Source organism: Rothia sp. 88186D007BW (assembly GCF_053544215.1).
In genome coordinates this window covers 114,828-126,450 of the sequence record NZ_JBPPTR010000007.1, presented here as the reverse complement: position 1 = coordinate 126,450, position 11,623 = coordinate 114,828, and the positions used below count along the sequence as shown (strand labels likewise).

Annotated in this window: 12 protein-coding genes, 1 pseudogene and 1 riboswitch; of the genes and pseudogenes, 1 reads left to right on the top strand and 12 read right to left on the bottom strand. The window is 56.8% G+C overall.

The annotated features are described in order from the left end of the window. Positions 1-97: 97 nt before the first annotated feature. Positions 98-676: pseudogene (locus tag ACEE09_RS05645) on the top strand (Abi family protein); the annotation flags it as partial. Positions 677-705: 29 nt separating this feature from the next. On the opposite strand, the gene ACEE09_RS05640 reads toward ACEE09_RS05645, so the two are convergent. The 12 genes from ACEE09_RS05640 to bioD form a co-directional block, all read right to left on the bottom strand. After that, positions 706-2,493: an ATP-binding protein gene (locus tag ACEE09_RS05640; protein ID WP_449082842.1), complete on the bottom strand. Its 1,788-nt coding sequence runs from the start codon at positions 2,491-2,493 to the stop codon at positions 706-708. A gap of 834 nt (positions 2,494-3,327) precedes the next feature. Continuing rightward, positions 3,328-3,591, bottom strand: coding sequence for a Txe/YoeB family addiction module toxin (locus ACEE09_RS05635; RefSeq protein ID WP_449082840.1), 264 nt, complete (start codon positions 3,589-3,591; stop codon positions 3,328-3,330). Next, complete coding sequence (locus tag ACEE09_RS05630) at positions 3,588-3,830, bottom strand: type II toxin-antitoxin system Phd/YefM family antitoxin (protein WP_449082838.1); 243 nt, start codon at positions 3,828-3,830, stop codon at positions 3,588-3,590. Before ACEE09_RS05630 ends, ACEE09_RS05635 begins: the two co-directional genes overlap by 4 nt. Positions 3,831-4,111: 281 nt before the next feature. Further along, positions 4,112-4,873 (bottom strand): imidazole glycerol phosphate synthase subunit HisF, encoded by a 762-nt coding sequence (gene hisF / locus ACEE09_RS05625; RefSeq protein WP_449082836.1) that lies wholly within the window; start codon positions 4,871-4,873, stop codon positions 4,112-4,114. Positions 4,874-4,960: 87 nt separating this feature from the next. Further along, entirely contained in the window at positions 4,961-5,806 is an 846-nt protein-coding gene (gene hisG, locus ACEE09_RS05620) for an ATP phosphoribosyltransferase (protein WP_449082834.1), read from the bottom strand. A gap of 27 nt (positions 5,807-5,833) precedes the next feature. After that, a complete protein-coding gene (locus tag ACEE09_RS05615; RefSeq protein WP_449082832.1) occupies positions 5,834-6,097 on the bottom strand; it encodes a phosphoribosyl-ATP diphosphatase in 264 nt (87 codons plus the stop codon). 77 nt (positions 6,098-6,174) lie between these two features. After that, the gene (gene ribH / locus ACEE09_RS05610) at positions 6,175-6,645 is read right to left on the bottom strand and encodes a 6,7-dimethyl-8-ribityllumazine synthase (RefSeq protein WP_449082830.1); all 471 of its coding nucleotides are present in this window, start codon (positions 6,643-6,645) and stop codon (positions 6,175-6,177) included. Positions 6,646-6,735: 90 nt separating this feature from the next. After that, the gene (locus tag ACEE09_RS05605; protein ID WP_449082829.1) at positions 6,736-7,359 is read right to left on the bottom strand and encodes a GTP cyclohydrolase II; all 624 of its coding nucleotides are present in this window, start codon (positions 7,357-7,359) and stop codon (positions 6,736-6,738) included. After that, positions 7,349-8,662: a 3,4-dihydroxy-2-butanone-4-phosphate synthase gene (ribB, locus tag ACEE09_RS05600; RefSeq protein ID WP_449082857.1), complete on the bottom strand. Its 1,314-nt coding sequence runs from the start codon at positions 8,660-8,662 to the stop codon at positions 7,349-7,351. The genes ACEE09_RS05605 and ribB overlap by 11 nt, the downstream gene beginning before the upstream one ends. Positions 8,663-8,806: 144 nt before the next feature. Beyond that, a complete protein-coding gene (ribD, locus tag ACEE09_RS05595; RefSeq protein ID WP_449082827.1) occupies positions 8,807-9,853 on the bottom strand; it encodes a bifunctional diaminohydroxyphosphoribosylaminopyrimidine deaminase/5-amino-6-(5-phosphoribosylamino)uracil reductase RibD in 1,047 nt (348 codons plus the stop codon). 3 nt (positions 9,854-9,856) lie between these two features. Next, complete coding sequence (gene pnuC / locus ACEE09_RS05590; protein WP_449082825.1) at positions 9,857-10,567, bottom strand: nicotinamide riboside transporter PnuC; 711 nt, start codon at positions 10,565-10,567, stop codon at positions 9,857-9,859. A gap of 143 nt (positions 10,568-10,710) precedes the next feature. Beyond that, a riboswitch (FMN riboswitch) is annotated at positions 10,711-10,842 on the bottom strand. 16 nt (positions 10,843-10,858) lie between these two features. Continuing rightward, positions 10,859-11,623 carry a dethiobiotin synthase gene (bioD, locus tag ACEE09_RS05585; protein ID WP_449082823.1) on the bottom strand — a complete coding sequence of 255 codons (765 nt, stop codon included), beginning with the start codon at positions 11,621-11,623 and terminating at the stop codon, positions 10,859-10,861.

Below are 11,623 nucleotides of genomic sequence, written 5' to 3'. Positions count from 1 at the left end.
GTTGTATGGGCGGGTGTTTGCGGTGGTGCGGGGGTTGGTGTTTTTGGCTGCGGGTGGGACTTTTGAATAAGCCTCTACTTCTTCTCGAGATAAAACAACCAAGTTTGAGGCTTGGAAAGCTCAGTACGAGAGCGCTAAAAAATCCAAAAATAATGACGATTTCATAGCGCACCATACTCTTGTCTACAAGACAGAAATTCCTGTGTGGGCAGCACTAGAAATTTTGTCCTTTGGAACCCTAATTCACTTTTATCTTTTGATGAAGGTAGAAGACCAAAATGATGTGGCAAGAAAGTTCGGGGTTCGACAAGGCACCAAGTTTGGCTCCTGGCTACTTGCAATCATGGATTTAAGAAACGACTGCGCTCATGGCGCAAGAGTTTTCAATAAGAGCATGAAGAGAAATGTATCTGTTCCTCCAAACTCTTACTTCAAAATATATCTAAAGCATATAGATAAGACGCTCCCAGCCGACAAAGTTTACATGCCGTGTGTCTTACTTGCCCACATGCTTAGATGCCATGAATCTGGAACTAATTGGCACAACACGTTCAAAACACAGGTTAAAAAGCTACCCCAAATATATTTGAAAGAGCTATCTGAACCGCTTATTACTGCCGAACGTAACATGGGTTTTCCTGGCAACTGGCAAGAATTAGAAATCTGGAATAACTAATATTCCACAAAGGTGGAGGAGCTGAGCCACTAGAGATTGTGGGACATCTTAGAGAGCAAGCTCTCCGCCACCTGCTCCACACCCAGGCGGTACTGTGCAGAATCACGATCTGCACGACGCACATCCGTTAAATCAAGGACAGCCCTACTCTGTTCCTCTGGAATCTTAGAGTTAGCAATCCACAGAACCGGCACAACGTTCTTACTGTCTAACACAGACAAGTCACTTATTTGCTTTACCCAGCGAGGCGTCACCAAAGCCAAGCCAACATGAGGTAGCTGCTCGTCAGCGTCCGCCCCAAAGGTATCGGCCAGGCCTGTCGAATCATCATCAAAGATGAGCTCAACATTCAAACCAGATAGGCCCTCAACAGCATCAGCAACGTCTTCAGCAAAGCCACGAATATTCCCTGCTAACGCAGAGCCCCCATCAGCCGCAGCGAAACTAGCAACGACACGCAGGTCAACATCGCCAGTGTTCTTAGAGGGCTCAAGCTCTGCCCGTGGCTCAATCGCAGTTGCGCGCGCTCTGTTCATCAGCCCCTGCCACAAACTAGCGTCCCATAAGGCGGCCAAGGGAAGTGCCCATATGTTCTCACCTAAAGGCACAGGCTGAGCCACATTACAAACGACGAAACCCCGAGCTACCCTGTCACCATACAATTCTTGAAAGGCCTTTAGCCCCTTCAAGAATTCAGGTTTTACACGCGCAGAAGCTTTCACTTCCACAGCAATGAGAGAGCCCGCAGAATCACGCAAGACTACATCGACCTCAACGTCCTTGTTCTTAATCCGCTGTCGCCAATGGAATATCTCCACACTACGCTCAGCCCATCCAGCATGGGCGCGTACCTGCTGCATGACCAGCGTCTCGACCAGGCGCCCTCGTACATCTGCATCAACTAACTGTGCATCACTCGTACTCACCAAAGACCGGGCGGATAAAGCCACATCTGCGGGGAAAAACTTAGCTGAAGACCGCAGAGACCTCTTTGAAGCCCGGTGTAGGTTAGGAACCTCATAGATTAAGAAACGTTTTTCGAGAGCGTCGAGATAAGAATCAACTGTGCGGCGATCCATTGAGAGTTCTCTGCCCATTTCAGAGATATTTAGCTCTGAAGCAGGGTGCCTTAAAACATAAGCCAAAATCTCGTGTGCACGCACCTGATCAAACGACTCACCTGGCTTTACCCGCTGAGTTAAGATGCTTCTTATACCCTCGTCAATAGCCAGCCCTAAAGTAGAGGTCGCTGAATAACCAGCAAACCGACGATACTGGGGCATACCTCCTAGAACAATCGCATCAGATTCAATATCCAGAGGTTGTACTTGTTCCCCTGTAATCGGATGTGCATCAAATAGTGCATCTATCACAGACCACGGCTGCTGATGGGGAGAGCTGATTTCTGCCTCACTCAAAGGCTCTAATGATACTCGTAAAGCCCTGCGTGCCAGAGGGTCAGTGCCGCCAAAGCCGCTTTGCCCGATGCTTGAAGAACCGGTAAGAACCAGACGAATTGAGTCCTGGTTCTCATCGAGAACCTGTTTCACAGCAACCGGCAGCTCAGGGACCAGCTGAGCTTCGTCGATTGCGCAGGGCCACTCTAAACCACGGAGCCAACCCACTGTATCAGCCTCAACCACTGCTCGCAGACCGGTATCAGCCATGGAATAAACTGCCTTGAGGTACCCCTCATGAACTAGTTTATTCACCAAGCTTGTCTTCCCCACAGCGCGAGCGCCTTCGATAATTACGACAGGCGCAACAGAAAGTAAGTCAAGTATCTTGGGCTCAAGGAATCTGGTATAGAAGGTCATAGGTCAAATTGTACATTCGATGTACAAAATTTTGTACATCGAATGTACAAGTTGTTAAAAGTACGGTGCTTTCCTACCGCACCTCGTACCCAGCCGCGCGGATGGCGTCCTTCACTTCCCCAATGCTTACTTCGCCGAAGTGGAAAATTATAGCTGCACACTAGGCTTCCGCGCCGATCTCAATGACGGGCGGGAAGTACCAGGCCAAGGCAGTTCTCGACATGGCCCAGGACTACCAGCCCTCTTCCCAGAAATAGAGTAAAAACAGCAGTCAGAAAAGCTAAAAAGGTACTAAAGACCAGTAACAAAGCTACAACTCGTCGCTCACGCACCGAACATACGCGTGGCACAGATGGGCTAACAGACGCAAAGCGGAGTATCTATGCTTTCCAGGCAAAGTCTCTCCACAACAGCCTGCCCATCAAAGACCTTGAAAAAGCATTTAGCCGTCTAGCTACAGAGAAGCGCTAAAACCATGTAAGTTTTATTTTCGAAAGTTAGCTGGGAGAGGTAAGGCAAGCCAGGCTCACAGCGAAGCTGTTGGCTCGATGAAGTGAGCGAGTGTGAGCGCGCGAGCACACAAGAGCGAACGAAATCCGCCGTCAGACGGGGAGTGCCCCCCGTGATCCAGCTAGTTCATCAAGATTGTCTTCCCCACTGTACGAGCACCCTCTATAACCACGACAGGCACAACAGCAAGTAAATCAAGTTTTTTAGGATGAAGGAGTCTGGGATAGAACGCCATAGATCAAGTTGTACATATGCGCAAGATGCCAGCTGAGCAGTTTGTCGAGTTCATGCTCGATATAAACTGCTAGATGGGCTCTGTACGGTTTACTCGTAGTGGGTCCACATCTTTAGCACATGGATGGTGTGTTCCTCTTCGAACACGTCATACACAAGTCTGTGCTGAACGTTGATTCGTCTGGAATACAAGCCCGCCATGTCTCCAACGAGTTTTTCGTAGCGTGGAGGGTTCTGCCAAGGGTTTTCAGCAATTACCTCTAGCAGCTTCTGAGCCTTAGGTTGTAAGCCAGAACGTTTAAGTTTGAGTGCATCCTTTTGCGCTTGCTTGGAGTAAATCAGTTTCCAGCTCACCAAGGAAGCTCCGTGCTGCCTTCGCTCAGAGGCTCCTTGCGAGCCTGCTGGATACTTTCTCGGATTTCAGGGATAGAGCTGAGGTATAGAGTTTCTTGGATAGCCAGCCAATCATCTTCGCCAATTAACACAGCGTTACCTCGCTTTCCTGCAATGGTGACAGGGTGCGAGTCAGCGTTGACCTGGTCAACCAACTGGTAGAGATCGCTACGGGCATTAGTTACTGAAATCGTAGTCATACCCCAATAATACGGAATTACGTACGCCTCAGCAAGAGGGTATCTGCTTGGCTTTCACCACCATGATGGAGTTTTTCTATCAGCCAAAGGGTATTTATATTCTTAATAGACGCTAAACGGATGCAGGTTTTATTTTCGAAATTTGGCTGGCAGAGGTAAGGCAAACCAGGCTCACAGCGAAGCTGCTGGCGCGGGGCTGGCGTGAATCGCCTGTGAGCGCTAGCGAACCGGCGAGAGGGTCGGCAGCGAGCGTGAGCCTGGTGTGTCTTACTTGTCTTCCCCTACCGCACTTCGTACCCAGCCGCGCGGATGGCGTCCTTCACTTCTCCGATGCTTACTTCGCCGAAGTGGAAGATGGAAGCGGCCAGCACAGCGTCCGCCCCGGCCTCGATAGCGGGTGGGAAGTGCTCGGCGGCGCCCGCGCCGCCCGAAGCAATCAGGGGCACCGACACAACGGAGCGCACCGCACGAATCATGGGCAAATCAAAACCGGCCTTAGTGCCGTCGGCATCAATGGAGTTCAGCAGGATCTCCCCCACCCCACGCTCAGCGGCCTCCGCAGCCCACTCCAGCAGATCAAGGCCGGTGGAAGTACGCCCGCCGTGGGTGGTCACCTCATAGCCAGAAGGGGTGGCATCCGACTTCTTGGCATCGGCAGAGAGCACCAAAACCTGGGAGCCAAACCGCTCGGTAATCTCGTTGATCACCTCAGGGCGGGCAATCGCCGCAGTATTGATAGAGGCCTTATCGGCGCCGGTGCGCAGCAGGCGGTCAACGTCTTCAGCGGTGCGCACTCCCCCTCCCACGGTCAGCGGGATAAAGACCTGCTCGGCGGTGGAAGCGACCACATCAAAGGTGGTCTGCCGGTCAGAAGAAGAGGCGGTAACATCCAGGAAGGTCAGCTCATCGGCGCCCTCAGCGTTATAGCGTTTGGCCAGTTCTACCGGGTCACCGGCGTCGCGCAGGCCCTCAAATTTGACGCCCTTGACCACGCGGCCGGCGTCCACATCAAGACACGGAATAACACGAATGGCAACACCCACGGGTGCGCCCCCTTTCCTTGAGTTTAAAAAATTAAAGCGGCGGCGTCCACCCCAAGATAGACAGGGTGAGGACGCCGCCGAGAAACTTTACAGGCGGGCAGCCTGAATAGCGGTCACAAGAATACCGCGGCCACCAATCTCGTAGAGAGAGTCCATGACCTTATTAGCGGCCTTACGCTGCACCATGGAGCGCACAGCAACCCAACCATCACGGGAGAGCGGGGAGATAGTGGGGGCTTCCAGGCCGGGGGTGAGCTTAGTAGCGGCCTCAAGGTTAGCTTCTTCGACGTTGTAGTCAATCATCACGTACTGGCGGGCAATGAGCACACCTTGCAGGCGGCGCTGCAGACGCTCCAGCCCAGTGTGGTCTTCAACGCCGGGGCGCTTAATGAGCAGAGCCTCAGAGCGCATAATCGGCTCACCAAAGGGTTCTAGGCCAGCAGCGCGCATGGTGTTGCCGGTTTCGACCACATCGGCGATAGCGTCCGCAACACCCAGGCGAATCGAGGACTCAATCGCACCGTCTAGACGCACCACCGAGGCCTTGATACCGGAGCGTTCCAGGTAGTCAGTGAGCAGGCGCTTGTAGCTGGTGGCGATGCGCTTACCTTCTAGCTCAGCAGGGTCAGCGAAAGTACCAGCGGGCCCGGCTAGGCGGAAGGTGGAGCGGGCAAAGTCAAGGTTGAGGGCTTCTTCGGCGTGGGTGCCTGAGTCCATGAGCAGGTCGCGGCCGGTGATACCCACATCCAGGGTGCCTTCACCCACGTAGACGGCGATGTCACGGGGGCGCAGGTAGAAGAATTCGACCTCATTTTCTTGGTCGACGAGTACTAGTTCACGGGAGTCGCGGCGCTGGAGGTAGCCGGCTTCGGTGAGCATGGTTGAGGCAGCCTGAGAGAGCATACCTTTGTTGGGGACTGCAACACGCAGCATATGTTTTTCCTTTGCGGTGATGATGTTTTAGAGGTACTTGTAGATATCTTCGGGAGTCAGTCCCTTGGCGATCATCATGCACTGCAAATGGTAAATCAGTTGTGAAGCTTCTTCAGCGAATTCGGCGTCGGACTGGAATTCAGCGGCCATCCAGACCTCTGCGGCTTCTTCTACGATTTTCTTGCCGATAAAGTGCACGCCCTTGTCAAGCTCCGTCACGGTGCCCGAGCCCTCAGGGCGGGTTTCAGCCTTCTCGGTCAGTTCTGCGAATAGGGTTTCAAAGTTCTTCACAGTCTCTAGATTACCTCTCTTTGCGCCCCTGGCGGGGTTACCGCGCAGGGGCAGGTTTCACGTTCTAGCTCACAGGCCTAGAGTCCGCGCAGTGCCACCACTGTTTCGAGGGCGGCGGCCATGGCCTCGTAGCCCTTATCTTCAGTGGAGCCGGGCAGGCCAGCGCGGTCGATGCCTTGCTCTTCGGTGTCGCAGGTCAGCACGCCAAAACCGACGGGGGTTTTAGTGCTAATAGATACCTGGGTCAGGCCGCTGGTGGCGGCGTCACAGACATATTCAAAGTGTGGGGTGCCACCGCGAATGACCACGCCCAGGGCGACCAGGGCGTCGTATTTGTCGGCCAGGGTGGCTGCGGCGACGGGCAGTTCGAAGGTGCCGGGTACGCGCACGATGGTCGGTTCGATACCGGCGTCCGCTGCGGCGCGGCGGGCGCCATCAAGCAGGCCGTCCATGATTTGGGTGTGCCAGGACGCCGCAATCACGGCGACTTTCAGACCTGCAGTGTGGGTGGGGTTGAGTTGGGGGGCGGGTGCTCCTGCTCCGCTCATGGTGTTCTCCTTAGGGTTGGGTTCGGGGTGGGTACCAGCTAATTCAGAAATGACCACAAACTAGATGGGTTTTTCTGGCTCAGATGGTACCTAGTTGAGGATGTGGCGCATGCGGTCGCGTTTGGTAGCTAGGTAGCGCTCATTTTCGGGGCGGGGGGCGATCACATCAGGGACAAGACCGGTTACATGCACGCCTAATTCGGTGAGGGCTTCAGCTTTTGCCGGGTTGTTGGTCAGTAGGCGGATGCGGGTGAGCCCTGCCGCTTTTAAGATGGCGGACGCCTGGGTGTAGTCTCTGGCGTCGGCGGGGAAGCCTAGGTGTAGGTTAGCGTCGAGGGTGTCGTCCCCGGCATCTTGTAGGGCATAGGCGCGTAGCTTATTGACCAGGCCGATGCCGCGGCCCTCATGCCCGCGTAGGTAGAGCACGGACCCGCCGAGTTCTTGGACGGTGGCTAGGGCTTTTTCTAGTTGTGGGCCGCAGTCACAGCGGTAGGAGCCGAGTAGGTCACCGGTGGCGCATTCGGAGTGGATACGGACGAGGTGGTCCTGGTCTTGGTCCCTGGAGGTGGTGGGGTGCCCGTCCGCGCTGACGGCGGTAGCTAGCATGTGTTCGGTGCCATCGGCAAAGGAGTACCCAGAGACAGCGAATACACCGTAGGGGGTGGGAACTAGCACCGGCTCACTGCTAGCGGTGAGAATGTTTTTATCGTTCACTCTCATGCTCCTGCAGGTAGGCTACCAGGTCAGCGATGGATATCATGGGCAGCTTGTGTTCGGTGGCAAAGGCCCGTAGGGCGTCAAAGCGCATCATGGTGCCGTCGTCGTGGACGATTTCTGAGATTACGCCTACCCCTGAGAGGCCCGCTAGGGTGGTGAGTTCGACGGCGGCTTCGGTGTGGCCGGGGCGTTGGCGCGCTCCCCCGTCTACGGCCCGTAGGGGTAGCACGTGGCCGGGGCGGGTCAGGCACCTTGCGGTTGAGGTGGGGCTGGCAAGAACCTGGACGGTGCGGGCCCGGTCGGCGGCAGAGATGCCGGTGGTGACCCCTTCGCGGGCGTCGCAGGTGACGGTGTAGGCGGTGCCTTTGGCGTCCTCATTGACTGCGACCATGGGTGGTAGCCCCAGGGTGTCGGCTCGGGCGGCGCTCATGGGGGCGCAGATAACACCTGAGGTGTAGCGGATGGTGAAGCCCATGAGTTCGGCGGTAGCGTGTTCGGCGGCAAAGATAATATCGCCTTCGTTTTCGCGGTCTTCGTCATCCACCACAACCACTGCCCCGCCCTGGGCAATGTGGGCCACAGCCTGCTCGATGGAATCAAGGGCGGTGGTAGGCTGCTGCCAGGTGCCGGTGCCCCCGGCTGGGGTGGTACCTAGCCCGGCTGGTGAGCCTGAAACAGCCAGGATGCGCTGCACATACTTAGCCAGGGCATCAGTTTCGAGGTTGACGGTATCGCCTGCGGTTAGCTTACCGAGGGTGGTGGCTTCTAAGGTTGCAGGGATGAGGCCTACCTCGAACCAGTGGGTATCAGCGTGCGGGTGGGAGACAGCGGTAACGGTCAGTGATGCCCCTGAGACTGTGATAGAGCCCTTTTCGGTCAGGTGTGCTGCCATATCGTGGGGCACGCGTACGCGCACGGTACGCCAGGATTCGTGGTCTTCTACCTTTACCACGGTGCCTAGCCCGTCCACGTGCCCTTGGACCACGTGCCCATCAAAACGGCCACCGGCTGGCATGCAACGCTCTAGGTTCACGCGGTCCCCTGGTTTTAGCTGCCCCAGGTTGGTGCGGCCTAGGGTTTCACCCATCATGTCGGCGGCAAAATAGCCCGGTGCGAGTTCACGCGTGCGGGTGGCTGTCAGGCAGACCCCGTTGACGGCTAGGGAGCCGCCGTGTTCAAGGTCGTCAATGAGCGGGCCTGCTTTGATGGTCAGGACGGCTGATTCAGCCTGCCCTGAGCTATCCACCACAGGTTGAAGAGATTCTACGGTGCCAACGGCGGCAATGATTCCGGTAAACATGAGGTCCTTAGGTGAGATGGTGAGGCCGATAGACGCAGCCCCGCGTGTTGGCGTGGGGCTGGCACGAATCATGTCCAGCGCCCCGGCGCGAGACATGAGAGGGTCACACGCGGCTGCGTCTATCGGGCGCACCTTGTCGAGTTTCTATTCGTTTGCTGGCACAAGCCGGGTGCGGACGTCCGCCCCCAGGGTTTGCACTGCCGGGTGGTAGGTGAGGTGGTCAAGCTGCCAGCGCCCTGCCTGGCTCAGGCTGGAGATTCCCAGCTCCCCCAGGGCTGGTTTCCCTGCCCCGAGGAGTAGTGGGGCCCGGTACCAGTAGAGTTCATCGACCAGGTTAGCCCGTATTAGGGCGGTGATGAGGGTGGGCCCGCCTTCTACCATGAGGTGGCTAATACCCCTGGCGTGCAGGTCAGTGAGGGCCTCAGCTAGGTCGCGGGTGCGGTAGTGCAGGGCTTGCCCGGCCTGGACGGCCTGGCCCAGGTGGCTACCTGCGGGCAGGGGCCTTTCCCCGACCACCACACGCAGGGGCTGGTTTTCTGCTAGCTGCCCGGCATCCGTCCGCGCGGTGAGCTGGGGGTTATCAGCTTCTAGGGTGCCGGTACCAACCATGATGGCATCAGCCCGGGCGCGCAGGGTGTGCCCGTCGGCGCGGGCTTCAGCCCCGGTAATCCATTGACTGCTGCCATCGGCTGCAGCAATGTAGCCATCGAGGGAGCTAGCAATTTTTGCGGTGATGAAAGGGCGCCGCCCAGTTGCTGCTGCAAACCAGCGGGCGTTGAGGTCGTAGGCTTGGCTCTCTAGCAGACCCCCGCGCACGTCTATGCCCTGTGAGCGCAGGTAGGCTGCTCCCCCGGCGGCGTGTTCTGTGGTATCTGAGTAGGCGTAGATGACCTGGCCGATGCCTGCTTGGGCGATGGCTTGGGAGCAGGGGCCGGTGCGTCCGGTGTGGTTACAAGGTTCGAGGGTGACATACATGCGGGCCCCGCGCACATCGATGCCGGCTGCTTGAGCTTGTGCGAGGGCGTGGGCTTCGGCATGGGGTGTGCCTGCGCCTTGGTGCCAGCCGGTAGCCAGGTGCTGCCCGGCACTGTTGACGATAACTGCCCCGACGAGAGGGTTGGCTCCGCGCACCCCATGGCAGGCGGCTGTGAGAGCCAGGGCCATGGCTTGGGTGTCTGTGAGGGTTTGCATGGGTTAGCGGATGTCTACAGTGGGGTCGGGGAAGGCAGTTTCTACTTGGACCTTATGAGCTTCTTGGTTGCGGGTGCGCCACCAGATGAAGAATCCGGTGAGGGTGAAGGCCCCGTAGAAGAGGTACATGAAGGCGCTGGCGTAGTAGCCTGCTGACCAGAGCAGGGGTACACCGACGATGTCTACGGCCACCCAGACCAGCCAAAATTCGACCCAGCCTTTAGCCATACCGTAGGTGGCCAGCAGGGAGCCGGTGAAGATCCAGGCGTCTGACCATACGGGTTCGTAGGAGCCGAGGGCGCGAAAGATGGGGGTGAGTAGGCCGGTGCCTAGGAGCATGAAGAGGATCATGAAGATTCGTTCGCGTCCGCTAGCCCATTGGGGGATCACTGCTGCCTGACTGGTGGTGCTGTCTTTGCGGGTTTGGTTCCAGCGGTACCAGCCCCAGATGGAGACGGCGATGAACATGATCTGCCGCCCGGCTTGCCCTAGGAGGTTTGCGGTGCCGTAGGTGGAGCCGAAGAGGGTACCGAGGAAGACGGTGAGTAGAAGTAGGTTCCCGATGATGCCCATGGGCCAGGCCCAGACTTTGCGGCGCATACCGCCGAGGGCTGATAGTAGACCAAAAATGTTGCCAAGGACTTCGCGCACCAGTAGGGATTGGTTGTCACCAATCGCTATTTGAGCGTCGAAGAGCCACCGCAAGAATTCCATGAAAAAACTCCCAAAGCTAGTGGCTCCGGGAGAACAAATCGAGGGTGCCCAGCCGTGGCTTGGCCCGCGCGCGTTCAGAAGTGAGGACGCACGTGGGCCAGGCTGGCGGGTAGGGCAGGTGCCAGGTGGCACCGTACGGTTTGCTCGTGCTACCTTCCATCCAGACTGTACTGTCGGTACAGGAATTTCACCTGTCAGGTCCTTGGCTCTGGTGAGCTGAGGATTAGCGGACTATCACCGCCGGTTCGGATTTTCACCGGGTCCCGGAGCACGAAATTATTGATACAAAAATTATGGCATACCCAGGGCCGTCACCGCATGTTCCATCCACTGGGTGGAGTTTTTTCTAAAGTGTGTCAGCTCCTGCTCAACAAAAGGTAATACCTTGTCATAACCGACCGTAAAGCCTTTACCTGCCCCTGCTGGTAGTTGAGCTACTACTTTCAGGTCCTGCTGGGTGAGGGCTTGTAGGTTGCTTTCTTCTACTTCGTTAGGGGTGGCTGGCCAGGCGCCGATGATAATGCCCTGGGCTTTTATGCCGCGCTGGTACAGGTAGGACTGGGTGAGGGCGGTATGGTTGAGGGTTCCTAGCCCTGCCCTGGCGATGATAAAGGTGTGCGCCTGCGGGGGTAGAAGTTCTATCAAATCAGCCTGGTTTTGGCTGGCATAGCCTGCCCCTGTCTCTAGGGGTTCAGCCAGGTCTACGGTCACTCCCCCAGCACCCTCTACCAGCACATAGTCGTACTGGTCAGCTAGCTCTTCAACCTTTGCCCGGTGCTCTTGCAAAGGCGGTAAGGTTTTCCCTTCGCGTGCCGCTGCAGCAACCGGTGCCATGGGGTGGAGCATGCGGGCACCCTCATAGGGTGTGGCCCCTGAGAGTGCGGCAGCGTACTGCACATCACCTATCTCCTGGGGGCGCACCCCGGTTTGGGCGGGCTTATAGAGGGCAACCGTCTTACCTTGGTTGATGAGGGTAGCAGCCAGGGCCGCAGTTGCTACGGTCTTACCAACATCAGTATCAGTGCCAACAATATGGATAATTTTTCCGGCGCTCAT

Bases quoted from the DNA above. Each gene is read 5' to 3' on its own strand.
- bioD (WP_449082823.1), bottom strand. From the start codon at position 11,623: ATGAGCGCCGGAAAAATTATCCATATTGTTGGCACTGATACTGATGTT.
- hisG (WP_449082834.1), bottom strand. From the start codon at position 5,806: ATGCTGCGTGTTGCAGTCCCCAACAAAGGTATGCTCTCTCAGGCTGCC.
- ribB (WP_449082857.1), bottom strand. From the start codon at position 8,662: ATGTTTACCGGAATCATTGCCGCCGTTGGCACCGTAGAATCTCTTCAA.
- ACEE09_RS05630 (WP_449082838.1), bottom strand. From the start codon at position 3,830: ATGACTACGATTTCAGTAACTAATGCCCGTAGCGATCTCTACCAGTTG.
- ACEE09_RS05640 (WP_449082842.1), bottom strand. From the start codon at position 2,493: ATGACCTTCTATACCAGATTCCTTGAGCCCAAGATACTTGACTTACTT.
- pnuC (WP_449082825.1), bottom strand. From the start codon at position 10,567: ATGGAATTCTTGCGGTGGCTCTTCGACGCTCAAATAGCGATTGGTGAC.
- ribH (WP_449082830.1), bottom strand. From the start codon at position 6,645: ATGAGCGGAGCAGGAGCACCCGCCCCCCAACTCAACCCCACCCACACT.
- ribD (WP_449082827.1), bottom strand. From the start codon at position 9,853: ATGCAAACCCTCACAGACACCCAAGCCATGGCCCTGGCTCTCACAGCC.